Genomic DNA, 25,822 nt, shown 5'->3' with positions numbered 1-25,822 from the left:
TATTTCCAAAAACCAATTCATAAGACGGCAACACAACCAAGGACTTCTTCAAGTGTTGTTCAAAAGCGCACAATCTGCAAGGATGGGGGTTGGAATGTCACTCGATTAGGCTATTGAGGCACCTAGGTCTCAGATAAATAGCAATAAAAAACCCAGCGTTGAGTTGCTGGGTTTTCTCAGCCGACGCTAATGCCGACTATTCTGCTGCCGAGATTTTCAATGACAGCAGAAATTTTTTACACCAATTTAGAACGGAATATCGTCGTCAAAATCAATTGGCGGTTCCATTGGATTACTTGCACCACCTTGCGGGCCAGAGTGTTGTGGCTTGGGCGCAAAACCTCCACCATAAGGCTGGTGTTGTTGCTGTGGCTGCTGTTGGCCGTAACCACCACTTTGCTGCTGTGAGAAACCGCCTTGATTATATTGGTTGCTTTGTGGTGCAGATTGTTGCATCGTTGGCTGTTGTGGTGCATAACCACCTTGCTGTGGCGCGCTGTGTTGTGCAGGCGCTGATTGGTAATTGCCACCACCTTGACCTTCTCCACGGCCACCAAGCATCTGCATTTGACCGCCCATATCGACCACAATCTCAGTAGTGTAGCGTTCTTGACCACCTTGATCTGTCCATTTACGGGTTTGTAAACGGCCTTCGATATATACTTGTGAGCCTTTACGTAGATACTCGCCTGCCACTTCAGCTAATTTACCGAATAACACCACACGGTGCCATTCTGTGCGCTCTTGTAGCTGGCCAGTATTTTTGTCTTTCCAGCTATCTGTGGTCGCGATGCTAATTGTCGCAACACCATTGCCATTAGGCATATAACGCACTTCTGGATCCTGGCCTAAATTACCCACCAAAATAACTTTATTTACACCACGTGCCATGGCACCGTCTCCTCAACTTACTCGCCTAACCCGACAACTTGCTTTGCCGCGTTAATATCAAACTGTTTTTCATCTATTTTCAAATAGCAGCGATTTTCTTCACTGACTACAGTTGCTTCCAACACACCTGGCAAAGCGACTAATTTGGCTGCCAACTGCGCCGCCACTTGCTCTGGGCTGGACTGCTCAGTTAAGTTAGCAACCAAACTGATCATTTTACTTCGCGGCGGTATTTGCATCTGCCATGCGATAACCAACCATAATACCCCAACCAATGCTGCTGCGGCAAATACGAAAGGGGCGCTCAGGTATTGTGCAATAACCCCCCCTAACATGCCACCTAAAAAAGCACCAAAAAATTGCCCTGATGAGAACACGCCCATGGCAGCCCCCTTTTGCGACACTGGCGCAAGACGAGATACCAAAGCTGGCATAGTGGCTTCAAGGAAATTAAAAGCGACGAAATAAACTAACATACATGTCGCAATCACCCAAAGATTGGTTGCCATCATACTCAGCAATGCCGTACTGACAATCAGCAGGCCTATACAGCTCAAAAATACCGCACGTTCTTGTTGCTTACGAATGGCGATGATCATCATCGGTGCCATTAGCACAAAAGCCAGTAAAAACACTGGAATGTACAGTTGCCAGTGTTTTTCTGCCGCCAATCCTTGTGTGATCAATTGACCGGGTAAAGCGACAAACAAGGTGGTCATGGTTAAATGTAGCAGTAATACACCTAAATCTAAACGCAGCAATTGTCTATCTTTGATGAGCGCTTTAATGGCTGGTATGGTCGCTAAGGTGTCACCTTTTGGCGCGCGATTAACTGCATTTGGCACCACCAATAAAATTACCGCAATACCCACAATGGCTAGTGCAGCCGTAAGCCAAAACACGCCCGCAACGCCAAACGAAGCTGCCACCATCGGGCCTAATAGCATCGCCACGGCGAAACTCAACCCAATACACATGCCTATCACGGCCATCACTTTTGGTCTTTGCTCATCACGACTGAGATCTGCGGCAAGCGCCAATAAAGCACTCGCTATCGCCCCCATTCCCTGTAATGCACGGCCAAACGTAACCCAATAAATAGACTCTGCCAGCGCAGCAATCACTGAACCAAGCGCAAAGATGAGTAAACCAGTAATAATAATCGGCTTACGACCAAATTTGTCTGATAACCATCCCATCGGGATTTGCAATAATGCCTGCGTCAGGCCATAAGCGCCAATCGCAAGACCGATCCAAAGGGGTGAAACATCCTGATAGTGCTGACCATAAACCGCCAACACCGGCATGAGCATAAATAAGCCCAACATACGAAACGCAAACACGCTAGCCAGCGAGACCGCAGCGCGTTTTTCTAATTGATTCAATGCGGCAGTAGACATAATTCCCGTCTTTTAAACTGGATCAAAAAAACGGCGCTCAGTCTATCACAATTAATTGAGCTTGTACTTGTGCAAAATAGTTTGTAGTTCACCGCTATTTTGCAGTGAGTGATACGCTTTTAACAGGCGTCGATACAAATGTTCGTCAACCGACACTTTGCTAAAGGCGTAATAGACGGGTTCTTGATTGACAATAAAGTCGCTGATCACCACATCTGCGTAATCAGGGTTGTTTTGCTGTTGGTAAATGAGATTGTATTTTTCTTCCAAAAAGCCAGCGATACGCTGCTTTTGTAACATGCCGATTTTCAACTTGTTATCCGGTACAAATACAAATTGTTGTTCCGCGTCAGCCATTTCGTTAAGACGTGTAGCAAATTCCCGCCCGTAAAAAGCCCCGCGGGCAATCGCCACTGGCTTCGCTAATGCAAATAGTTCTGGTAGTGAGTTAAGCTCATAGGGTTTATGCCGATTCATGGCAAATACTATGGTTTCTTGACGTTGTGGACCGATAAAATATGCAAACTTTTCCCGCTCAGGGTTTTTACTTACGCTCAAAACCAAATCAATCTCGCCCAGCTCCAGCATTTTCATGCCGCGCCCCCACGGCGCACCAATAAAGCGATAACGACACCCCGCTTTATCTAACAGCGCTTTAGCAAAATCAACGTCTAACCCATGCCAGCGCAGTTCTTCATCTTGACGAGCCAACTCGGCATAATTCTCAAACCGAACTTTTAATTCACATTGTGCATCGGCGTGTACCGCAGCAGACCAAGCACCGCTTAAGAACACCCACAGGAAAAACCAACCCCGCGTCATACTTGCCCCAAATAATCCTAACAAACAAAGCTTAGTCGCTTTTTTTAAACTAGGGTCTCCCTAAATTAAAAAAGTATGCGATACTGTACAAAATCACAGTTATATCATCACACAGGATCAGTATGGATAACATTGAAGTACGCGGTGCTCGGACCCACAATCTGAAAGACATCTCATTGACCATTCCTCGCGATAAATTGATTGTTATCACAGGGTTATCTGGTTCAGGAAAGTCGTCTCTGGCGTTTGATACACTTTACGCAGAAGGCCAACGCCGTTACGTTGAATCACTCTCTGCCTATGCTCGGCAATTTTTGTCACTGATGGAAAAGCCAGATGTCGACCACATTGAAGGGCTCTCACCAGCTATTTCTATCGAGCAAAAATCGACGTCACATAACCCGCGTTCCACTGTTGGCACCATCACTGAAATTTACGATTATCTAAGATTATTGTTTGCCCGCGTTGGCGAGCCACGTTGCCCAACCCACAATTTACCTTTAACTGCCCAGACCATTTCGCAAATGGTCGACAACGTCTTAGCCTTGCCTGAAGGCAGTAAACTAATGCTGCTCGCACCAGTAGTAAAAGAGCGTAAAGGGGAGCATGTTAAACTGCTCGAGCAACTCGCGGCACAAGGCTACATTCGTGCTCGGATTGACGGTGAGGTCTGCGACCTCTCTGATCCACCCACCTTAGAGCTACACAAAAAGCATACGATTGAAGTGGTGGTTGATCGCTTCAAAGTTAAAGCGGATCTCCAGCAACGTCTTGCCGAATCATTTGAAACCGCACTTGAGTTATCAGGTGGTATTGCACAAATTGCCGCCATGGACGAAAGCTTGAGTGAAGAGTTGATCTTCTCAGCCAATTTTGCCTGTCCGACATGTGGCTATGCCATGACCGAATTGGAACCTCGGCTGTTTTCCTTTAACAATCCCGCGGGTGCTTGTCAAAGCTGTGATGGTCTTGGTGTGAGGCAGTATTTTGATCCGAAGCGTGTGGTGCAAAACCCTGAGCTAAGCCTTGCTGGTGGCGCGATCAAAGGCTGGGACAAGCGCAGTTTTTATTATTTTCAAATGCTGCAATCGGTTGCTGAACACTATCATTTTGATCTGGACGTGCCGTTCCAATCATTGCCCGCGAACGTGCAAAAAGTGGTTTTAGAAGGTAGCGGCCGGACAAAAATCGCCTTTCATTATCGTAACGACCGAGGTGATGTGATAACTCGGCAACATGAATTTGAGGGGATCCTCAACAACATGCAACGCCGCTATCATGAAACCGAATCTAACTCAGTGCGCGAAGATCTTGCTAAATATCAGACTTCGCAAGCGTGTCCAAGCTGTCATGGCTCAAGACTACGTGAAGAAGCACGCCATGTGTTTATCGGCCAAACCAATTTACCCACAGTGACACTAATGAGTATCGGTGATGCGCTGGCGTTTTTTGGTGAATTAAGCCTGACCGGGCAAAAAGCGCAAATTGCGGAAAAGATCCTCAAAGAAATTCGCGACCGTTTATCCTTCTTAGTCAACGTCGGACTGAATTACCTCTCACTGGAGCGCAGTGCAGAAACACTCTCTGGTGGTGAAGCGCAGCGTATTCGTTTAGCCAGCCAAATTGGGGCTGGCCTAGTGGGCGTCATGTATGTGCTCGACGAACCCTCTATCGGCCTACATCAACGTGATAATGACCGTTTACTGAGCACCCTTACCCATCTGCGAGATTTAGGTAACACAGTGATTGTGGTTGAGCATGATGAAGATGCGATTCGCGCAGCAGATCACATTATCGATATTGGCCCAGGCGCCGGTGTCCATGGCGGTTATGTCGTGGCGCAAGGTAATCGCGATGCGATTATGGCCAACCCCAACTCACTGACAGGACAGTATCTGTGCGGCACTAAGCGTATCGCAGTGCCAGCCGAGCGCCATCAACCAGGTGAGCAATGGTTGGAGTTGTTTGGTGCCAGTGGTAACAACCTGAAAAATGTTGATTTACGCCTCCCTGTAGGGTTAATGACATGTGTCACTGGTGTCTCAGGCTCAGGGAAATCTACCTTGATCAACGATACCTTGTTTCAGTTAGCGCACACAGCATTAAACGGCGCCACCACCGCAGAGCCAGCGCCGTACAAAGAAATTAGAGGTCTAGAGCATTTCGATAAAGTTATCGACATAGATCAAAGTCCGATTGGCCGCACTCCACGCTCTAACCCCGCAACCTATACCGGTATTTTCACCGCCATTCGTGAGCTGTTTGCAGGTACTCAAGAAGCCCGTTCGCGTGGTTATAAGGTTGGGCGTTTCAGCTTTAACGTCAAAGGCGGCCGCTGTGAGGCTTGCCAAGGTGACGGTGTACTTAAGGTAGAAATGCACTTTCTGCCAGACGTTTATGTGCCTTGTGATGTGTGTCACGGCAAACGTTATAATCGTGAAACGTTGGAAGTATTATACAAAGGCAAAAACATCCATGAAGTGCTGGAAATGACGGTTGAAGACGCCTGCCAATACTTTGATAAAATCCCTGCGATTAACCGCAAACTACAAACTTTGATGGATGTTGGCTTATCGTATATTCGTCTTGGTCAAGCAGCAACCACGCTCTCTGGGGGTGAAGCACAGCGGGTTAAGTTAGCAAGAGAGTTATCTAAGCGCGATACAGGTAAAACCTTGTACATATTAGATGAACCGACCACTGGGTTACATTTCCACGATATTGCGCAACTCTTAGTGGTACTGCATCGCTTACGCGACCATGGCAATACCGTTGTGGTGATTGAGCATAATCTCGATGTGATCAAAACCGCAGACTGGATTGTGGATTTAGGCCCAGAAGGTGGCTCAGGTGGTGGTCAGATCTTAACCGCAGGCACCCCAGAAGCAGTGGCGGCGTTTTCTGGCTCTCATACTGGACGCTACTTGCAGCCATTGTTATAAGCCCCTAAGATAGGCGCATTAAAACAATAATAAACAGGGACTGTGATGCGCCTACTCGCCCCATTATCACGTTGGCGGCCAATTGCTTTTATCAGAGCATTTTGGCTGTCGCTCAATTTCGCTCAGCGGTGCTATGTTTCAGCAACGCTTATCTGTATTGTCGGTGCCATGCAGCAACATGACGAAGGGTTCTATCACCTCGGATTGTTCATCGCGTTAATCGCTTTAGCGCAGGAGTTTTGGCCTAAATTCCATCGCTTTTGGGAAAGCTTGCCCGGCAAAGCGATAATTTTGTTTTTCTACGCTTTTGTCGCTAATTATGCGCTAGTGCAAGCGGCAGGACTCGTAAATGATATTACCGGCGTTGCTGCAGAGCATTTCCCTTATACCCACAATATTGCAGTGTTATTGTCTATTCCCTCGTGGTTCTTCCTGACCACGATTATTGTGCTGTTATTAGCGCAAATAGCCATGCCGTTTTACATTTTGGCACTGCTACTATTACGCCCTTTTGGCAGTCACGCGCTGTGGCATCCACCGCACTATCGTTTTCCTGCTACAACGGCTATTTTGCGGTTTGGTTTTTGTCTTGCATTATTACTGCAATTGACCATGTTTCTGCAATCCAGTGGCATGTCTAAGGGCGTAAATGAGACTTTAAATGGTATCGCCAGTGGCTTTAATGGCCTAATACCAGAAGACGTACAAAACTCTTTTGATAACGGTCTTGAGATCAGTTACAAAGGGGTGAGTAAAGCGGAACAAAGGAATTCTCTCGAGCTCACCTACCGAAATAAAAATAGCACTGAGCTATCGCCAACTAGCGATACAGAGCTAGGCAATTCCGCCGATCAACAAACGCCACCTAATGTCGATTTAACTGCGCAGCCGGCACTTTCTGCGGTCAAACAAGAATCCGAAGTGAAGCTACTAGAATTACAACAACAAATGTCGCGGGAACAGGAAGAGCTTAATCAGCAGGCTTACGACACTCGCCTAAAACAGTTTCTAGCCAATTTCATTTTCTTCCAAGAAGCAGATGAACGCTCACGCTGTGAACATAGTCCAGACAGCCGTATCGTTGAACTAAATGACTTTGAAATCGTTGAGATAAGCAAAGACCCAGCTCAACCTGCAAGGTATAGGTTTGAAGTAAAACCTTGTATCTCAGCTGCGCTTGGCCATCAATTTCGAGTTCAGCCTTAGGCTGAACTCGATTAACTGCTAATCTAGCAGCAAATATGCACCGAGCCCTGCGCGCTCCTCTGCACTTAGGGCTACGGAGGATTTGGCTGCAAAATCATAACGTACCATCACAGTTCTGCCCTCTGCGCAACATTCGCCATGTTGCCAAGCTTGTTGCACAATCACGTAAGAACTCGTGCCGATCCGCTCTATCGCGGTACGTAACTCAACGTTTTCGCCGTAAAACAACTCGCCTTTAAACTCCACTTCAATCTTAGCGATGATCAATTTCCACTGCTTTGGATCAAGATCTGGGGTAAATATTTTAAAGATTGGGGTACGTGCGGCTTCAAACCATACCGGTACTACGGTATTGTTGATATGTCCAAGTGCATCCGTTTCACTAAAACGTGGTTGCACGGTTTCTACTAATTTAAACATAACAATTCCAATAAAAATTAGGTTTAGCTATGACTGATTTTATCCGCGTTTATGAAAACGCGCTTACACCTGAATTCTGCCAACGTTTTATCGCTACCTTTGAACAATCTCCTCACGTCAATGTTGGGCGTACATCAGGCGGTGTTGATCTCAGCAAAAAAATCAGTCAAGACTTGTATCTCAATAACCATGCCGACTATGCCAATGAACTACAGCATATTCAACAGGTCACCGCAAAACATGTGTTTGATTATATTGAAGAACACTTTTTTATGATGATAGGTGCTTTTGGCTTAAAAGTTTACCACCCAAAAACCGGTGAGCCAGTGGATGTCACGGTTGATAATTTTGCCGAAGTCGCCAAACCACAGTTACCAGTACTGGTGCAACAACTGTTTCGTTTAGGGGCTATTCAAGCGCAAAAATACACGGTAAATCAAGGCGGCTACCCATACTGGCATAGCGAAGTTTATCCGCAAGCAGGACACAACGAAGCCTTACATCGCGTGCTATTATTTATGTTTTATTTAAATGATGTAGCGCAAGGTGGCGAGACTGAATTCTATTACCAGCAACGTAAGCTTACGCCAAAACAAGGCTCTATGGTGATTGCTCCGGGGTATTTTACCCACACTCACCGTGGTAATATTCCCAAGTCTAATGACAAATATATTCTGACTTCTTGGGTGTTGTTTAATCGTGCCGAACAAATTTACGGTCAGCATAAATAACCTGAGGTGATGGCCTCCTTCCAGCTCGGCATCAATGTGCCATGATTGAATTGCCAGCAATCAACCGTAGGAGAAGGCCACATGCACATAACAACTTGGGCTTGGGCGCAAATCGACGCCCTAACTTTAATAGCCAGCGCTTAGGTTAGCGGCCTTGGCAAAACTGTTGGAAATCCTCAAGTAAGGCACAAAAGTCCTCAAAACCACAGGCGGCGTGAAGGCCTTCATCAGCAAAGTTGAGCGCATCATCGCGATATTCATCAAGTTGGCTGTCATCATTAAAAAACAGCGCATGGGCTTCAAACAACGCTTCGTCGCGATTGAGCGTCAAACGCACTTCACGCCCTGCGTCCACCACAGTATCTTGACCTTGCTTGATTTTGGCAATCCAAGCAAAGACTTCTGCCAAGCGCGCGTTGCCTATCTCGTCGCTTAACCAGCGGCCAATCAAACTATGTTCATCGCTCATTCTGACCCGGATCCCAAATAAAGGATCTTTTATAAATTGATATTCCACAACAACCTCCGACTAGCAGCGCGCCATTGTACTGAAAGTTGCTTGTCAGTACAGGAGAATTAAGCGCTATTTACTGGGTCGTACACTGAAATAGTGTAGCGTAGCGAATGTCTTGCAAGCGGTATATTTCAGCGTGGTCATTGCTTTGTGCTAAGACGGTTGCGATAATTTGCTGGCGTTACTACTTCAAGATCACTTCTAGTCTAGCCATGATAGCTCTCACTACCTTATTTCCTTTGGCTGCCCTTGTGTTGGTTGGTTATATTGCCGCTCGCTACAGCTGGATCTCGCAGCCCCAACTAGACGGAGTGCGACACTTTATCTTCAATTTGGTAATGCCAGTATTCTTGTTTGCCAATATGCTAAATGCCGATCTCGCAACGCAATTTAATTTACCCAGCATGTTAGCGTTTTATCTTCCAGTGTTAGGCTGGTTTTTACTCAGCTACTTGAATATGCGACGCCGAGGTCGTGCCACCAATCAAGCCGCGAGTATTGCCCTTGGCACCACATACTCCAATACCGTGCTCGTTGCGCTACCTGTGATTTTATTTGCCTTTGGTACTGATGCCGGTGCGATGGTGTTTATGATCATTACATTTCATAGTGCGCTATTATTTGCACTGACCTTTTTTCTTGCCCAAAGTCAACAACAAAGCCGTCGCATGTTAGTCAACAATTTGCTCTATAACCCAATTGTTGCAAGCATTAGCTTAGGTATTTTGGCCAATGTCTTGCTACCACCACTGCCTGAATTAGTGGGGAAAACTTTGCAATTGTTTGGTCAACCTGCCTTACCGGGCGCGTTATTTGTGTTGGGGGCGAGTTTAAATCAGTACAAAGTAGGCAGCACTTGGCGCATGGCATTAATGCTCAGCGCTGTGAAATTAGTCATTTTGCCTTTCTCGGTGTACAGCTTAGGTCATTGGGTTTTTAACCTCACGCAGCTGCAACTTACTGTGGTTACGTTAATGAGTGCAGCGCCACTTGGCGTTAACGCTTATTTAGTCGCACGACAACTCAACAGCGAACAAGCGACGATTGCCAGTACTGTGGTGCTGTCGACTTTATTAAGCGGCCTAACGCTATCAGCTTGGCTGGTGTTTTTTACCCAAGTAGGATAAATCAAGACGTGAAAAAACAGCGACAACTTGTTCGGCTGTTGCTGTTTTTTCTTTAGGCCAAGGGTTAATTTGATGGATTAAATTTGGCCGCATCAATAATAGCCCATACGTACGCAATCGCCGCAACGATGCCAGGTAGCACCAAAAACCACAGTGCAGCACCACCAAAAAACGCGATGGCAAAAATCAAAGCCGCTAAGATCCGACCTTGCACTAATTGACCCAAACCTGGGAAGAATACATTACAAATAGCAGCGATAACGTTACCACCAGAACCTTGTCCAGCCATAGAAACCTCACTTTTCACTTTATTATTGAAATCTGTCAATTATATTGGATCATTAACAGGTTTTATGCCAATTCGTAAAGTCTTTTAAAATCAATAACATTATAAAAAACTGAAATTAGCACACGTTTTTATATGGTGTATTTTGCTAACTTTTGGTCAAAAAAAACAGGATTTACTTATTATGTTGAATCGAATCGCCCAACCGCTAAGCAAAGTTGTTGAGCGCTATCTGCCCGATCCCTTCGTGTTTGTGATACTACTCACCCTAATAGTATTAGGCTGTGCCGTGCTTTGGACGCCTATGACCCCAATTAGCGCCTTGCAGGCTTGGGGCGATGGTTTTTGGAACTTACTGGCCTTTGCGATGCAAATGGTACTGATATTAATTAGCGGCCACATGCTCGCCAACACGCCATTTTGCAGCAAACTGCTAGACAAACTAGCGAGTAAAGCCACGAGCGCAGCGGCTGCCATTGTCATGGTTACGCTAGTTGCAATGTTAGCAAGCTGGATTAATTGGGGATTCGGTCTGGTGGTCGGGGTATTGTTTGCCAAAGCACTGGCTCGACGTGTTGCTGTGGACTACCGCTTGCTAGTTGCCAGCAGTTATTCTGGATTTATCGTTTGGCATGGCGGGCTTTCTGGCTCTGTGCCTTTAACGATTGCCACACTAGGACATTTCGCTGAGCAATGGACGGGGGTGATTGAAGCCAGTAGCACCCTATTTGCACCGTTTAACTTAGCGATTATCGTCACGCTATTCATCGTGATGCCCATCTTAAACCTCGCACTACTGCCGAAACCACAACAGCGAGTTATCGTCGATCCTCGCCAGCTAACTGCTCCCCCTCTAGCAACTGCTACCCCAACAACACCCGCCGAACAACTTGAGCATAGCCGCATGCTTGGCACTCTTATTGGCTTAGTGGGGCTTAGCTATCTTGGCTATTACTTTATCTTCCTTGCAGGTGCCTTAAACCTCAATATTGTCATCGCACTATTTTTATTTTTGGCTATCACACTACACCAAACACCCGCGCGGCTCTTGGCGAGTTTACAAACTGCGATTCAAGGAGCTTCAGGTATTGTGATCCAGTTCCCATTTTATGCAGGGATCATGGCTGTAATGGTCAAATCTGGGCTTGCCGCGGATATTGCCAACGCATTTATCGCTATCAGCAGTGCAGAAAGTTTACCGTTTTGGAGTTTTATCAGTGCTGGGCTTATCAATATTATGGTGCCCTCTGGCGGTGGCCAATGGGCGGTGCAAGCCCCTATCGTGTTACCCGCCGCAGAAGCATTGGGCGCGGATCTCCCGCGTGTGGCCATGGCCGTTGCGTGGGGCGATGCGTGGACCAATCTGATTCAACCTTTCTGGGCTTTGCCAGTGCTGGCAATCGCGGGGCTACGCGCCAAAGATATTATGGGATTTTGTGTCTTACAACTGTGCGTCAGTGGCATTGTGATTGCAGCCTGTTTAACTTGGGTTGCATAGCTGCCACCCAAGTTAACGCTGGCATTAGCTGCCGAGTATTTTCATCGGCAAACTCAGGATAGGATGCTCTGAATCCGCAAAATGCATGATCACCGCGATATGGCCTGCGACCACCAGCACATACATTATCGCGGAGACAATTTGTCCATAGCGGTCTAGCGGAATTAAATGTGAAGCATGGCGCATGCGCCACTCAAACACCACTTCCAAGGCACCAAAAAATAAGAAGAACACCAATAACATCAAACCGAATGTATAGCTGATCCAGAGCCCAAGCCCTATCCCCGCCATACACAGCGCCAAGCCCAGCCATGAGCGATTCGAAAAGCTGATGCTTTTCAGCACATGACCACCGTCTAATGGCAGCATAGGTAGTAGGTTGAACAAGTTGAGCAAGGCGCTTAATACCGCAACACCCGCGAAGATCTCCAGCTCAGTGGCGTAGTAAAGCAGCACTCCAGCCACGGATGTGATCAAACCAAATGCGGGCCCCATTAAAGAGATCACCACGTCTTGCCAACGGGTGATGATCTTGTCATCTGACACCGCCAAACCACCAACAAAGGGAATGAGGTAAATGCCTTTGGTCTTGATGCCAAAATATTGCATCGCCCGCACATGGCCGTATTCATGGACCACTAAGCAAGCTATCAACATCAAGGCAAACTCCCAACTAAACAACCACGCATAGCCTGCCACTGAGGCGCCAGCCAAAGCGGCTTTAATCACTTTGGTACTTTTAAACAGCTTAAAACCCAGTGCCAGCAAGCCCCATTTTGATTGCCGTGTTTCCACCTCAAAATGCGGCACAGACACTGCAACCGCAGGCTGTCCATTAACTGCGATTTGCATACTGCCGGCAGCCAAATCTGTGGTATCGATTTGTACGGACTGAGTGCCTAATTGGCATTGGTAACAATGTGCTGACACTAACTCAAGCGCAATGGCTTGTTGCTGGTAAAATACCTGCAGCAGTTCGGTTTGGTTATACAACAGGTGGCAATACTCATCGCCAACTTGTAATTCAATACGATTCATAAGGCTTACTTATTTCTGAACATAACGTGCATTATCGCAACTAAGCTATTTTTGCTCAATCCTAGGAGCGGCGTTTCTGAAAAACAGACATCGCTTTGACTGGCGTGACTTAGCGCAAAAGTGCACTACACTTTTATTAAGGCTTAATTCGATCAAGCGAAGGAGCGAACATGCAGATCGCAGCAAAAAGAATTTTGGTGGTAGACGATTCACAAGCCATTTTAATGGTGATGCAGGCTATATTGGCCGAGTTAGGCATAAAAGAAGTCAGCTATCAACTGAGTGCCGCAGATGCTCTAATGAAGGTCAAACAATCGCCACGATACTTTGATGCGATTTTTACTGATCTCAATATGCCCGAAATGGACGGCATGGAATTCATTCGCCAATTAGGCGAGCTGAAATACCCAGGCGGAATAGTGATTATTTCTGAAATGGACAATAAAATCATGGAGCTCGCCTCGAACTTAGCGCGTATGAGTAATGCTCATTTGCTTGGTAATATCTCAAAGCCGGTGCAGCTCTCAGAAGTCGATCGAGTATTGAAAAAGCTGAACTTTTTTATTCAGCCTGATGTTCAAGTACACCCACCGATCACCGAAGATATGCTACTGCACGCTATCAGCCACAATGAGATCACGCCCTTTTACCAACCCAAAATTAATCGTGGTAGCAAACGCATTACCAGTATTGAAGTACTGGCTCGTATTGTCACCAAAGAAAATGCCGAGACCATACTGCCAGATCGCTTTATCGGTGTGGCTGAAGATTTAGATCTGATCAATCTAGTTACTTTTCAGCTATTTGAAAAAGCTACCGAAGATTTCCAAGAGATCCGTCAAGCTTTAAATGGAGAAGTCAAACTGGCGTTTAACCTCTCACCGCTGCAACTCGATGATTTCAGTTGCCCTGATAAGCTGGCATTAATTCTCGAGTTGAATCGCTTAAAACCTGAGAACATTATTCTTGAAATTACCGAGCATCAACCACTTAACCGCCCATTACAGCTTGAGACGCTCAACCGTTTGCGGATGCGCGGTTTTGATATCTCATTAGATGACTACGGCACTGGCTTTACCAATGTTCAGCAACTGAAAACGTTACCGCTCAATGAGATAAAAATCGACCGTTCTTTGATAAGCCAAATTGATACCGATAGATTCTCTCAAGTGATCATTGATGGTCTGGTCGATATTGCGCAAAACGAACGCATTGCCTTGGTGGCCGAAGGTATAGAACGAGTGGAAGAGCTAAATTATCTTGAGCGCTACAAGCACACCGTGATGATGCAAGGCTATTTAATCGCTAGACCAAAACCTAAGCGCGAATTTATTCGTTGGGCGCTGTCTTGGCTGCGGATGATCAATTCTAATAATTAAGGTTCGTAGCGGTTGCCTTAGGAATGAAACGCTAGCAACCGATGGTAATTTTGTGGGCCACAAACCTTAACAAGCTGCCACTACTGGTTAAACGTGTTCCTCCTCCACTAGTCGCATGCCCAGTGCCATGGGCAAAAATCATGTTATAGTCAGGTAAATTTTACCTACATCAGGCTCAACAATGACGCTACGTACCACTTTATCGCTGTTGCTTTGCGCGCTTGCAAGTCCGCTACAAGCTGCCAGCATAGAAAAACAAGCTATTGAATTTATAGGTCCTTTTGCTGAGGGCGCGAAACTCAAAGCCCATGAAACCCCATTTCGTAACACTATTATTGATACCTTAGCGCCACAGTTGGTCAAATCAAAACAATCACTGCAACTTGGTACACAAACCCTCAACTGGCAGCGCCTTGATAAAGTCTCCGGCTTAACTTTAGCGGGCATGCAGGCACTGCGCTATGAATTTAGTACCGAACGCTTTACCCAAGGTACGCTCAAGCTACAAGGTTTACAAAAAGCGACTGTGTATTTAAATGGCGAACGCGTGGGGGATACCAACGAGTTGTCATTAGCATTGGTACGTGGCGACCATCAGTTACTTATCATTGCTGAGCAAGTAGATGATTGGCAGAAAGTCGACTTAGACTTTACCGGCAAAAATCAACACGACGTGCTAATCACTAGAAGCGGCGATACACAGCAAGCACTGAGTGCCAAACAGCTGTTTGACGCACCAACCATTAGCGCATTGAGCATTGCCCCCAATGGCCAATTGCACGCTTATACTCAACGTCATTATCAAGATAGCCAAGGTAACACGCCGCTATTCGAAACCTTGCTGCTCGATAGCAAAGGCAATATTCACTACCGCTTTGAACACAGCAAAGCCAATCAACTGGTATGGCGTGCCGATAGTAAAAAAGTCTTGCTCGATGAAGCAGGTCAATTAAAACAGCTCGACCTTGCCAGCAAACAACTGAGTGTTATTGCGCCAAGTATTGAGGGCGCCAGTGACTGGCGTTATTTAGACGATAATACACTGTTATTTAGTTGGTCAAAAAATACCGATGACAAAGACAAGCTTACTAAACACTACCGCGGCCTAGAAGACCGTTGGTCGTATTTTCGCAATAACAGCCAGCTCTATACTTTAGATCTTCGCTCCGGTCTTATTGAAGCCGTCAGCAGCAATAAGTTGAGCTATAGTTTGGCCGATATCGACACTGCTCGGGGTAAAATCCTAGTGACTCGTTCCCCTGCGGATTATCAAGCGCCGCCGCACATGCTCACGGAATTAGTAGAAATTGACCTTAGCACTAAGCAAGAAACCTTATTAGGCCAATACCGTACTTTTAACCAAGCTCTCTACACTAAAGATGGATTTTATGTTGTCGCAGGTCCAGATTTTATGAACGGCTTAGGTCGCGACTTACCAAACGACATGCTTGCCAATAATTATGACGGCCAGTTGTATTGGCTTAGTCGTGATGGCAAACAAGCCAAAGCCTTAAGTAAAACTTTTGATCCAGCCATCGGAGATATCGCCCTGAGTGGGGATGACGATTTAGTCCTCAAAGTCACAGAGCGAGATACTCAGCCACTGTACTTCTACGACAGCAGCAAAGCGAGCTTCCAAAAGCTTAATACAGGCTTTGATGTCGTTGATGGCTTTGCAATCAGCCAAGGTAAAAAGTCGCAAGTGTTGGTTAGCGGCAGCACAGCCTCTACTCCCCAGCAATTAAAATCGCTTGAAGTAGGCAAAAATAAAGCCAGCATCTTGTGGGATTCTGCGCCACTTGCTTATCAAGATGCTGAAATAGCCAAACTGGAAGAATTTAACTTCACCAACAAAGCGGGCGTTGAAATTAAAGGCCGCGTTTATTTGCCCGCCGATTTAGACACCACCAAACAGTATCCCGCTTTAGTCTACTATTATGGCGGAACTTCACCAGTTAATCGTGGCTTTAGTGGTCGTTATCCGTTTAATCACTGGGCTGCTCAGGGTTATGTGGTTTACGTCCTACAACCCACAGGCGCAACTGGTTTTGGTCAACAATTCTCAGCTCAACATGTCAACGCATGGGGCGAACATACCGCAGAAGATATTATTCAAGGTACTCAAGCGTTTTTAAACCATTACAGCTTCGTTAATAAGCGCAAAGTCGGTAATTTAGGTGCTTCTTATGGTGGCTTTATGACTATGTTGCTGGCGACCAAAACCGACTTATTTAGCGCCTCTATTGCTCATGCGGGGATCTCCAACATTACGTCATACTGGGGTCAAGGTTGGTGGGGTTATTTGTATTCAGGTGAAGCCTCAAAAAATAGCTTCCCTTGGAATAACCCAACGCTTTATAGCCAACACAGCCCAGTTTTCCATGCTGACAAAGTAAACTCGCCTTTGCTGCTTATCCATGGCGACGCTGATACTAACGTTCCGCCAGGTGAAAGCCAAACTATGTATACAGCGTTGAAAGTGCTCGGTAAAGACGTTGAATTGGTGGAGTTTAAAGGCGCAGACCACCAGATCTTTGCACGCGACCGTCGTTTTAAGTGGTGGAATACTATGCTGGCCTATTTCGATATGCACCTAAAAGATGAGCCGCAATGGTGGCAATATATTTATTCACAACAGTAAATTGAAAAGGGCCTAATTGGCCCTTTTCACCCTACGCCCATATTTTAGAAACAAGTCGTTGCAATTCAAGCTCATTGTTTACAAAGATTTAATAAAGCAAACCTTCTCACTGGCGTTTTTACGATGCTAATATAGGAATATTGTTACAAGTATAGGCAGAGTATGACAATTCACGTCCTGTTAGTCGAAGATGACGAAATTTTAGTTAAACGCATTCAAAGTCACTTTCAAGATACTGAGTTTACCTTCTCAGTAGACGATACAGGCGCGCGAGCATTGCAACAAGTTCACGACAGCGCCCAGAGCGATCATCCTGTCCGACTTGCCATTGTTGATGTCGTCTTACCTGTGCGTGATGGCTTACAGCTCGCCAAAGAGTTAAACACCCTCACCAATATCGGCGTAATTGTGTTGTCTAGCCGTGATTCTCAAGCAGACCGGATTGCAGGTTTGGCGCAAGGTGCCGACGACTATATTTGTAAACCTGTAGATTTACTCGAACTAGAGCTGCGCATGCGGGCGCTCTATAAACGTTTGGCTCACACCTTTGTCGATGACGAGCAAGAAGAAGAGTACATCGAGTACAGCGACTTTAAACTGCATCCAGATAACCGCACCCTGATTAACCCACAAGGGATTGAGTCGCGCCTCACCGAAGCTGAACACAAAGTATTGATCTGCTTAATTGCCAACGCCGGAAAGGCCACCTCACGGGAAAAAATCTCTGAAGAAATTGGTCAAGTTGATTGGAGCCCCAACGACCGTACTGTAGACGTACTCATCGGCCGCCTACGCAAAAAACTCAATGATGAAAAAGATCAGAAACGTATCGTTACCGTGCGCGGTAAAGGTTACATGCTGTCTATCTAACCTGAGGTTTGGATAAGAAATAGATTAACTCATTGTTTTTAAGGGAAGCATTAACTTTACCCTCATCTAGCCAGCTAATTTTAAGGATAACAAGGCGAATTTACGCACCAATAGAGAGCTATTGACAGTGAATTCAACGCAGTTAGCGTTAAAATTGGCTGCTAGAGAGATATTAATTATCCGAAGCTCAGGTTATCTGTTTATTGCGTCAACTGCGTCAATAAGCGCTCAAATGCGCGATAGCTAAGTGCCTCTTTCAACTCTGCCAAACCAATTGTCGGCTGCAGCTTAAGATCAGCAATAGTTCGAGCGACTTTTAATATACGATGATAAGAACGTGGCGAAAGTGCCAGTTTCTCACTCGCCGCCGCAAGAAAAGCTCGGTCTGTAGGAGCTAAGGCACACACTTGAGTTAACTCTTGATTGCCGAGCATCGCATTGAGTTTGCCTTGCCGCTGCCTTGCAAAATCAACCGCTTGCTGTACTCGAGCGCGAATGGCTGCGCTGTTTTCTGCTTGCTGCTCGCTTTGCAATTCCGCTCTGGATAAACGCGGCAATTCAATTTGTAGGTCGATACGGTCTAAAAATGGCCCAGAAATTTTTCCAAGATAACGCAATACTTGTTCCGGGGTTGCTCGGCGGTCGCTGTAATGTCCGGTAGGGCTTGGGTTGAGTGCAGCAATCAGCTGAAAGCGCGCGGGGAAATCTACTTGTCGAGCAGCACGTGAAATGGTTACAATCCCAGTTTCCATTGGTTCACGGAGCGAATCCAGCACTTTGCGCTCATATTCTGGCAATTCATCAAGGAACAACACACCATTGTGCGCTAACGAAATCTCACCAGGCTTGGGATTAGATGAGCCCCCAACTAAAGCAACCGCAGAACAGGTATGGTGCGGGCTACGAAACGGCCTGCGCCGCCAGTTGTTTAAGTGAATAGGTTGGCCAATCAAGGAATAGAGTGCTGCACTTTGCAGCGCCTCTTCATCAGTCAAAGGTGGTAAGATGGTCGCAAAACGTTGAGCTAACATCGACTTACCCGTACCTGGTGGGCCTAAAAACAGCACATTGTGACCCCCCGCCGCGGCAATCTCCAGCACCCGCTTAGCGCCAGCTTGACCTTTCACCTCAGCAAAATCAATTTCATCGATTGGCTGAGCAGGTAAGGTGTCATAATCTTGATTAAACGGTAGTTGCAGTTGCTGATTCAGTGCTGCCCACAGCTGTTGCAAAGAGCTTACGGCAAATCGCTGCGCCGATTTCACTAAACTCGCCATGGCATCATTGTCTAAAGGTAAATAACAACAACGCTGCGCCTGTGCTGCGGCCATCACAGCCGGTAAGATACCATGGACAGCTCGAAGTTCACCACGTAGCGCCAGCTCGCCAAAAAACTCGCTATCGGCAATCGCGGCTGCTGGTAATTGCCCTGACGCCACCAAAATACCTATCGCAATAGCGAGGTCATAACGCCCACCCTCTTTGGGTAAATCAGCAGGGGCAAGATTCACTGTGATACGCTGATCAGGAAACTGAAAACAGGAATTGAGCAAGGCGCTGCGCACCCGCTCTTTGGCTTCTTTTACCGATGTTTCTGGTAACCCAACAATGTGAAATGCCGGTAAACCATTGCTGAGATGCACTTCCACTTGCACCAGTGGTGCCTGCACGCCGACTTGAGCTCGGGTTAACACAGTTGCTAAAGACATATCCTTGTCCTTAATTTAATGCGGAAAAAGGGCGTAAAATCGCCCCAAGATAATTACAGCTTAGCTTTATTTGTTGGTTTTGCTAATGAGTTATCTTCATGATAATCAAACACATGAATAACCCAATGCCAACGCATAGCCGCTAAGCGCAACAATAAAGTGGTCGTCATGGCAGCCACTGCTGCAATATTAGGACTGATTTGCCAAGTAAGCGCTTGGGTGTAGACCACTCCCCCAGCAATACAGGTGATGGCATATAACTCACCTTTTAACAATAATGGGATCTCGCGAGCTAACACATCGCGGATCACACCACCAAAACACCCCGTTAATACCCCCATGATCACTGCGGTCGTGGCTGGCATGCCCAAACCTAGCGCCTTTTGTACTCCCATTACCGCGAAGAATGCCAGTCCAATGGCATCTGCAACTTGCAACCACTGTGTGGGGATATTGCGCCTATGGTTTAGCACCACAATCGCAATAGCTACGGCGGTAAATATGGCGACAAAATAGCTCGGATCATGCAACCAAAACACCGGCGCATCTAAGATCACATCCCTTAACGTGCCACCACCAATACCTGTGACAGTGGCAAGCACCACCACGCCAAAACCATCCATATGTTTGCTATGCGCTATCAAAGTGCCCGAAATGGCAAATACGGCAACACCAAGTAAATCAAACCAATGTAAAAATTCACTCATCTTTTCCATCACTCTAAAAAGAGGCTTATGAAATAGTTTATAACACCGCTCTGCTTAATCGAGTCGCTCTGTTGCAGGAAGCAAAGCTAGCCAAGTACGGCATCAAATATACCAACCTACACACTGTAACTGCTCAAGCAGATTGTCCTACATCACTTTTAGCCTATAAAAAAGGGTGACTTACGTCACCCTTTTTTATCAACCTAAGTTGTTATCAGTCATGTCGTTTAATTGAACACGACATTTTCGCTGCCAGGCAAAGGGGCAAATTCTACCAGCAGCTTTTCGCAATCAGCGAGGATCTCGGCTTCAAGTTGCTCTTCGGCACGCCAGCGCGCTGAATCTAACTTAAAGATCTCCTTCTTGCTGTATTTCTTGCGAGCGTCATGAGTGGGCATTTCTTTGACTGCATCGTACATTTTAAAGATCCCAGCGAAGTCATCAGAAAGCTGCCGTTGTTGGCTAAAACTATACTGCGACATCAACACCCAAACCCTTAAACAGCCCTCAGAATACTCGCATTGCTTTTCTTTCATCGCGCGTGCGATAAGATGAATACTGTCTGCAAGTTTGCTATTACGCTGCCGTTTTGACTCCTCAAGACGCGCTTGTGCTTCAGCTTGTTGCTTAGCAATACTGAGTCGCTGCGCTTTAACTTGCCAAAGTAATCTACCCGCGTAAAAAGCCAGTCCTGCAATCACGACCGCGCCAACCAGTAGCGCAATTACCCACTCAATAGCCATTAGTCATCCTCGTCATCTAGCCATTCGCGGGCCAAATCATCACTCATAAACTGCGCCAGCGGATCGTCTTCAAGCAACTCATCTTCTTCCATTTCGTCATCTATGCCTAAGATTTCGCACAGCTCCTGATGACGTGCAATAGACTTATTAAAGTACTTAGCATCTTTGCCAGTTAATAATTCACCGCGTTCATGCTTATCAATTAGCGCCATTAAACGCTCATCGTTTTCCAACTGCGCCAATTCTTGCTCAGGCGTTAAGCTTGGTGGCGCTACTTTGCGTAGTGTTACCTGTGGCATAGCTGAGCGATTAAACTGCACCTCTTGGCCGTCTACTTGCGCAACTTGTTGCGGCACTAAAGCCACCGGCTTTTTACTACCCACACGTGCGTCTTGATTTTTGCCGCCATTAGCTTTTTCTAGCGGCTTTTTCGCTTCTTGGCTATTACGTGAACCTGCTTTCAAGCCTTTAGACTTTTTCACCCGCTGCTCACGTTCTGCACGTAGCGCCTGCAATTTCTCTTTGCTTAGTCTTGGAACACCTGTACCACCGACTTTGCGCGATTTTTTCTTTCTGGTCATTTCGTATATCACCTTACGTCTGTCGACGTAGCATACTTTGTTAGGACAATGACATCATTCCCGATAAACTCGAGTCCGACATCATAGTGGCGCGCAATATAGTCAAATGTCGCGCGACTAAAAAATGAAATATGGGTTAAATCGTTTTTATAGTGCCAATTGGCAAACCTTTCGGCATCCAGCACCAGTTTGGTCATCAACACTAGCGGCGCACCGGGTTTTAGCATGCTTAGTAACCGAGCCAAAGTCTGGTTTGGTGTTGCAATATGCTCTATCACTTCAGTGCAAGTAATAAAATCGTAGTACTTATCCAGCACACTTACGTTATTGGCATAGTATAGATCATAACACTGCATACTATAGCCATACTCGGTCAACATGCGTGCCAGCAAAGGACCGGGACCACAACCAAAATCCAATCCAGTCGCAGGCAGCTTCACTTTTTCCTGCACAGGTACCGCAGCTCTGCTTAGGAAGCGGCGATATCCCTCGTCTTCAAGGCAGTTTTCATGCTGGTCATAGATTGCTTTTTCGTCCGCCGCACTGAGATAGTGGACTTGTGCCACATAAACTAAGTGACAGTGCTGACACTGCCAAAACTGACGCCTTTTATCCTGACTAAACAGTAGCGGTTGAGAATGCCCACACAGGCCACAGGGTTGTACAAACACAGACGCGCGATTCAATTACCATCTTAGCCGTGTATTGTACCATTGCTGAGCAATAAGGTGGCAAGAAATTTCCACTTCTAGACGTAGTTATAGCCTTCTTACTTGAAGTTGCAGCGCATGCTTAAGAAGCGCAAGGAAGAAATGATGAAATCAGTAAAGCAGAAAAATAAAAAGGCGATAGAGTAAACTCTATCGCCCGTAGATCTGAGCGTCTCCGAATCGGACACTTCTCCCTTCGACTTTTAAGTCTTTTTTATTGTTCTTATTGTTTGTTGTCTATCCGTATTGTTTTTGTTTTAGACTTCCGTGATATTCCATTTTGTTTTTATTATGAGACTTCCGTGCTATTTCTTCTTATCGGTCTTCCTAACGCTTTATTAGCGATTCCATTGGGTGTGTCTTCATGACACTAGTCGTTGCCGCCCCGCTTCCTACGAGTTACTCCGTGTTATTATTGTTTGTTTGCGACAGGGAATAATTTACTCTCTCACCGATTTGTTACAACAGGTTAATGATAAATTTCTTTCAAAAAACTCATTAACAATTACAAAAAATGTTTAATAACAATAGTCTAAAATGAACGCAAGCTTAAATTTGAGTAATGACTTACAACCTAGCATGGCATTTATCTCACACAAAAAGTGAGATATATCTCACAATAAGATACAAAAAAAGCGGCTTAGCCGCTTTTTCCCAAGCTAAATGTAAATAAAATCTTTACATCCGCCAATTAGACTTTGGTGGAGTCACTCTACAGTTGAGATGTAAAATGCACCCCGCGCATCAATCTTAATGCAAACCACCTAAGTATTTAGATAACACTTCAATGTCTTGATCGGTTAATTTTTTCGCGATATCTCGCATCATACCATTCATATCATTCGCGCGACTGCCATCACGGAACTTCAATAGTTGTGATTTGATATAATCTGGGTGTTGGAATGAAATTTTCGGGAATTTTGATAACGAAGTACCGTTACCACGAGGACCGTGACACGCTGCACAAGCTGGAATACCGCGCTCTGCATCACCCGCTTTATATAGTTTTGAACCCGCTGCAACCACTTCTTCCGGTGTAGTACCAGCAGACATGTTTTGTGTAGCATAGAAAGCAGCTAAATCTTTCATATCTTGCTCTGACAACGCCATTGCCATACCACTCATAACTGGGTCCATACGACCTTGCTTACCGCCAGACGTCATACCTAGCTTTAATTCTTGTAGTTGCTTATAAATGTAATCAGCATGCTGACCTGCCAATTTAGGATAGATGGCAACTGGTGCATTACCGTCAGGGCCATGACACGCTGCACACGTTGCAGACTTGGCCTTACCTGCTTCTGCATTTCCGTCGAATGCTACTGCGTTACTGGCTGATAGGGCACCAAGTAACATGGTTAAAGTGAGTGCTAATTTTTTCATGGTGAGTTCTCTGTTTCCGACCCTTTACGTATACGGTTACAATCTAAAAGCTGTAATTGCTACATTCTACACGATAATATTTTATGTGGCACGTTTTCTGCCCACATTAGTCTTATAAATTATAGGGTTTTGACCTAGATTAAAACTTGTAGTGTAGACTTAGTTGCATGGCGCTTTTGTAACATGGCAATTTAGGCTAAAATGCCTCTCTTGGACATCTTTTTATCGTGATTATTTCAATTTTCTGCTGCTGAGGAGTATGCGTGCTTAAGTCTCGTATTAAATACAATACCGCCAAGTTTATTACCAGTGCCCCAGATATCAGCCGCCTTCCCGCCGATACAGGGATTGAAATTGCTTTTGCTGGCCGCTCCAATGCAGGTAAATCCAGTGCACTGAATGCGCTGACTGAGCAAAAGTTAGCTCGCACCAGTAAAACCCCAGGCCGCACGCAGCTGATCAACACCTTTGAATTAAGCGAAGGGCAACGTTTGATTGACTTACCGGGCTATGGTTTTGCTAAAGTTCCGTTGGAAATGAAAATCAAATGGCAAAAGTCTCTCGGCGAATATTTACAAAAGCGCGATAGTCTAAAAGGCTTGGTCATTTTGATGGACATCCGTCACCCACTTAAAGATCTTGATTTGGATCTCATTGAATGGGCCGTTGGCTGTGAGCTACCAGTAGTTGCATTGCTGACCAAAGCCGATAAATATGCACAAGGCAAACGCAAAAGTGAAGTGCTTCAAGTGAAAAAAGCTTTGGCTGAACTCAACGGCGACATTCGTGTTTACGCTTTTTCATCACTCAAAGGCATCGGCCTGACTGATTTAGCTTGGGCTTTAGATGAGTGGTTTTTAGGACCGTATAAACCAGTCATAAGTGAAGCGCCTGACGCTCAGTGTGAATAACTTATACTATTGCGCCCCACCGTCCTCGTCATAAGCGAGGACAAAGCGCTGTCCAGCAGAACGGATCCACCATTGCTGTGCTTCATATTCCGCTAACTGTGCCCATTGATAAAACACATTCCGCTGCACCCGCGCTAATAAACCCTGATTTAGCTGTAAATAAGGCAATAACTGACGCTGGTAAGGTAGCAGCAATAAGGGATACTCGGCACATAACGGCCATTCTCGACCTAAATTATCGCATGCTATCAACACTTCCCCTTCAACCACAGTTAACGAGCGCCAACTGACTATCACAAACGGCACGTCAGCGACCGCAACAGCAACACGCTCAACAGGTGTCACTAGCTCGTAGTGGGCTTCCTGATACGACTCAGGGTTTGACGCATCAGGCGACATAACTAAGCGCTCAGGCTGTCGATAACTCACTTGCAGCACACTCGCCCATAAACGGGCCAATTCGGTACGCACAACAGGCTGCCCCTCGTGCCACCATTGCCCTTCGTTGTCGATGCTTAAAGTTAAGTTAGCACAACTGGCAGGCTGCCACTGAGCTTTTGGCCCAAGTGGCGGTGCGCAGGCCAACATCACATCAGCAAGCGATTGCATAATTACTCGGGGTAAAACTGCAAAGTAAAGTTAACTGGGACAGCAGTCGCAATAGTATCAAGTCCAGCAATTACACGTAACGCATCAATACCCTCAACTAAATCAAAACTAGCGGCTTGTACTAACACAGGTTTGCGGCTGCTCACTAGCAAGTTTTTACCCTGTTTAACCACGGTTAGCTCAAGTGATAAAGGCTGAGTTTTACCATGCAGTGATAAAGTTGCAGGCACCTGACTTAGAATGTTGACACCCTCTTGTAAGGTTTTTAGTTGCGGCGCTAAAGAAGCGCTCACTTCAGCTTTCGGAAACGCAGCTATGTCAAATAGCATTTTTTGCATGCGCTCATTGCGAATAGGGATCAGACTTTCAATTGAGCTGAGATCAATTTCCAAGCTCAGCGTTCCTTGCTCGCTTAATCTTGCGGCAAGCTGCTTAAAATGATGTGTTTCTGCGACTTGATTGTTTTTTATCGAAATAAAATTCAGCTCACTGGTACTGTTGTCCAGTTGCCAATTTGCCAACGCCGCTGGCGTAAATGCCGTTACAGCCAAGCTGCTGGCAAGAAATAGTGATTTTAGCATGACGCATTCCTTGAATTTGAAAAAACAACTGAGGGACTGTGCGCTTCACTCACTACGCAACATAATGACAAATCCCGCCCTCATTAACGAGCAATCAGTTTACGAGGTATTCAAGTAAGATCA

General features: G+C 45.9%; 24 protein-coding genes. 9 read left to right on the top strand and 15 right to left on the bottom strand.

Going from position 1 to position 25,822, the window contains the following annotated elements:
- Positions 1–246: 246 nt before the first annotated feature.
- Genes ssb through ACFOEE_RS10670 form a run of 3 tightly spaced genes read right to left on the bottom strand, consistent with a single transcriptional unit; the run spans position 247 to position 3,113 of the window.
- The gene (ssb, locus tag ACFOEE_RS10680; RefSeq protein WP_377124017.1) at positions 247–891 is read right to left on the bottom strand and encodes a single-stranded DNA-binding protein; all 645 of its coding nucleotides are present in this window, start codon (positions 889–891) and stop codon (positions 247–249) included.
- 17 nt (positions 892–908) lie between these two features.
- Entirely contained in the window at positions 909–2,291 is a 1,383-nt protein-coding gene (locus ACFOEE_RS10675; RefSeq protein ID WP_377124015.1) for an MFS transporter, read from the bottom strand.
- A gap of 51 nt (positions 2,292–2,342) precedes the next feature.
- On the bottom strand, positions 2,343–3,113 hold the full coding sequence (locus ACFOEE_RS10670; RefSeq protein ID WP_377124013.1) for a substrate-binding periplasmic protein: 771 nt from the start codon (positions 3,111–3,113) through the stop codon (positions 2,343–2,345).
- Positions 3,114–3,235: 122 nt separating this feature from the next.
- Between ACFOEE_RS10670 and uvrA the strand changes: the two genes are divergently transcribed.
- Complete coding sequence (gene uvrA / locus ACFOEE_RS10665) at positions 3,236–6,055, top strand: excinuclease ABC subunit UvrA (protein ID WP_377124011.1); 2,820 nt, start codon at positions 3,236–3,238, stop codon at positions 6,053–6,055.
- Between the two features lie 45 nt (positions 6,056–6,100).
- The gene (locus tag ACFOEE_RS10660) at positions 6,101–7,261 is read left to right on the top strand and encodes a hypothetical protein (protein ID WP_377124009.1); all 1,161 of its coding nucleotides are present in this window, start codon (positions 6,101–6,103) and stop codon (positions 7,259–7,261) included.
- Between the two features lie 18 nt (positions 7,262–7,279).
- Here ACFOEE_RS10660 and ACFOEE_RS10655 read toward each other — a convergent pair whose 3' ends face one another.
- Positions 7,280–7,681, bottom strand: coding sequence for an acyl-CoA thioesterase (locus ACFOEE_RS10655; RefSeq protein WP_377124006.1), 402 nt, complete (start codon positions 7,679–7,681; stop codon positions 7,280–7,282).
- Positions 7,682–7,710: 29 nt separating this feature from the next.
- Here ACFOEE_RS10655 and ACFOEE_RS10650 point away from each other — a divergent pair, with 29 nt between their 5' ends.
- A complete protein-coding gene (locus ACFOEE_RS10650) occupies positions 7,711–8,412 on the top strand; it encodes a 2OG-Fe(II) oxygenase (RefSeq protein ID WP_377124004.1) in 702 nt (233 codons plus the stop codon).
- 145 nt (positions 8,413–8,557) lie between these two features.
- Here the strand turns inward: ACFOEE_RS10650 and ACFOEE_RS10645 are convergent, their stop codons facing one another.
- Positions 8,558–8,929 (bottom strand): YacL family protein, encoded by a 372-nt coding sequence (locus ACFOEE_RS10645; RefSeq protein WP_377124002.1) that lies wholly within the window; start codon positions 8,927–8,929, stop codon positions 8,558–8,560.
- Positions 8,930–9,138: 209 nt separating this feature from the next.
- Between ACFOEE_RS10645 and ACFOEE_RS10640 the strand changes: the two genes are divergently transcribed.
- Complete coding sequence (locus ACFOEE_RS10640; protein ID WP_377124000.1) at positions 9,139–10,053, top strand: AEC family transporter; 915 nt, start codon at positions 9,139–9,141, stop codon at positions 10,051–10,053.
- Between the two features lie 64 nt (positions 10,054–10,117).
- On the opposite strand, the gene ACFOEE_RS10635 is transcribed toward ACFOEE_RS10640, so the two are convergent.
- Positions 10,118–10,342, bottom strand: a complete 225-nt coding sequence (locus ACFOEE_RS10635) for a hypothetical protein (protein ID WP_377123998.1) — start codon at positions 10,340–10,342, stop codon at positions 10,118–10,120.
- Positions 10,343–10,523: 181 nt separating this feature from the next.
- Between ACFOEE_RS10635 and ACFOEE_RS10630 the strand changes: the two genes are divergently transcribed.
- Positions 10,524–11,837, top strand: coding sequence for a short-chain fatty acid transporter (locus ACFOEE_RS10630; protein ID WP_377123996.1), 1,314 nt, complete (start codon positions 10,524–10,526; stop codon positions 11,835–11,837).
- A 24-nt stretch (positions 11,838–11,861) separates the two neighbouring features.
- Here ACFOEE_RS10630 and ACFOEE_RS10625 read toward each other — a convergent pair whose 3' ends face one another.
- Positions 11,862–12,875 (bottom strand): metalloprotease, encoded by a 1,014-nt coding sequence (locus ACFOEE_RS10625; RefSeq protein ID WP_377123994.1) that lies wholly within the window; start codon positions 12,873–12,875, stop codon positions 11,862–11,864.
- A 170-nt stretch (positions 12,876–13,045) separates the two neighbouring features.
- Between ACFOEE_RS10625 and ACFOEE_RS10620 the strand changes: the two genes are divergently transcribed.
- The 3 genes from ACFOEE_RS10620 to ACFOEE_RS10610 all read left to right on the top strand — a co-directional run bounded on the left by ACFOEE_RS10620 (position 13,046) and on the right by ACFOEE_RS10610 (position 17,765).
- Entirely contained in the window at positions 13,046–14,254 is a 1,209-nt protein-coding gene (locus tag ACFOEE_RS10620) for an EAL domain-containing response regulator (RefSeq protein WP_377123992.1), read from the top strand.
- A gap of 181 nt (positions 14,255–14,435) precedes the next feature.
- Positions 14,436–16,895, top strand: coding sequence for an alpha/beta hydrolase family protein (locus ACFOEE_RS10615; protein WP_377123990.1), 2,460 nt, complete (start codon positions 14,436–14,438; stop codon positions 16,893–16,895).
- A 162-nt stretch (positions 16,896–17,057) separates the two neighbouring features.
- Entirely contained in the window at positions 17,058–17,765 is a 708-nt protein-coding gene (locus ACFOEE_RS10610; protein WP_377123988.1) for a winged helix-turn-helix domain-containing protein, read from the top strand.
- Between the two features lie 200 nt (positions 17,766–17,965).
- Here the strand turns inward: ACFOEE_RS10610 and ACFOEE_RS10605 are convergent, their stop codons facing one another.
- The 6 genes from ACFOEE_RS10605 to ACFOEE_RS10580 all read right to left on the bottom strand — a co-directional run bounded on the left by ACFOEE_RS10605 (position 17,966) and on the right by ACFOEE_RS10580 (position 23,598).
- Positions 17,966–19,474 (bottom strand): YifB family Mg chelatase-like AAA ATPase, encoded by a 1,509-nt coding sequence (locus tag ACFOEE_RS10605; RefSeq protein WP_377123986.1) that lies wholly within the window; start codon positions 19,472–19,474, stop codon positions 17,966–17,968.
- A 53-nt stretch (positions 19,475–19,527) separates the two neighbouring features.
- Positions 19,528–20,181, bottom strand: coding sequence for a trimeric intracellular cation channel family protein (locus tag ACFOEE_RS10600; RefSeq protein WP_377123984.1), 654 nt, complete (start codon positions 20,179–20,181; stop codon positions 19,528–19,530).
- 227 nt (positions 20,182–20,408) lie between these two features.
- Positions 20,409–20,924 carry a DUF2489 domain-containing protein gene (locus ACFOEE_RS10595; RefSeq protein ID WP_377123982.1) on the bottom strand — a complete coding sequence of 172 codons (516 nt, stop codon included), beginning with the start codon at positions 20,922–20,924 and terminating at the stop codon, positions 20,409–20,411.
- The gene (gene yihI, locus ACFOEE_RS10590; RefSeq protein ID WP_377123980.1) at positions 20,924–21,505 is read right to left on the bottom strand and encodes a Der GTPase-activating protein YihI; all 582 of its coding nucleotides are present in this window, start codon (positions 21,503–21,505) and stop codon (positions 20,924–20,926) included. Before yihI ends, ACFOEE_RS10595 begins: the two co-directional genes overlap by 1 nt.
- An 8-nt stretch (positions 21,506–21,513) precedes the next feature.
- Positions 21,514–22,191, bottom strand: coding sequence for a class I SAM-dependent methyltransferase (locus ACFOEE_RS10585; RefSeq protein WP_377123978.1), 678 nt, complete (start codon positions 22,189–22,191; stop codon positions 21,514–21,516).
- Between the two features lie 774 nt (positions 22,192–22,965).
- Entirely contained in the window at positions 22,966–23,598 is a 633-nt protein-coding gene (locus ACFOEE_RS10580) for a c-type cytochrome (RefSeq protein ID WP_377123976.1), read from the bottom strand.
- Between the two features lie 263 nt (positions 23,599–23,861).
- Between ACFOEE_RS10580 and yihA the strand changes: the two genes are divergently transcribed.
- Entirely contained in the window at positions 23,862–24,509 is a 648-nt protein-coding gene (yihA, locus tag ACFOEE_RS10575) for a ribosome biogenesis GTP-binding protein YihA/YsxC (RefSeq protein ID WP_377123974.1), read from the top strand.
- A 6-nt stretch (positions 24,510–24,515) separates the two neighbouring features.
- Here yihA and ACFOEE_RS10570 read toward each other — a convergent pair whose 3' ends face one another.
- Together ACFOEE_RS10570 and ACFOEE_RS10565 are read right to left on the bottom strand one after the other, a co-directional pair.
- Positions 24,516–25,118: a DUF1285 domain-containing protein gene (locus tag ACFOEE_RS10570; RefSeq protein ID WP_377123972.1), complete on the bottom strand. Its 603-nt coding sequence runs from the start codon at positions 25,116–25,118 to the stop codon at positions 24,516–24,518.
- A gap of 2 nt (positions 25,119–25,120) precedes the next feature.
- Entirely contained in the window at positions 25,121–25,699 is a 579-nt protein-coding gene (locus tag ACFOEE_RS10565) for a YceI family protein (protein ID WP_377123970.1), read from the bottom strand.
- Between the last annotated feature and the right edge of the window lie 123 nt (positions 25,700–25,822).

The organism is Pseudoalteromonas fenneropenaei (assembly GCF_042643375.1).
Taxonomy (GTDB): Bacteria; Pseudomonadota; Gammaproteobacteria; order Enterobacterales; family Alteromonadaceae; genus Pseudoalteromonas; species Pseudoalteromonas fenneropenaei.
The sequence above is the reverse complement of the archived record's forward strand: the minus strand, read 5'-3'. Positions and strand labels throughout refer to the sequence as shown.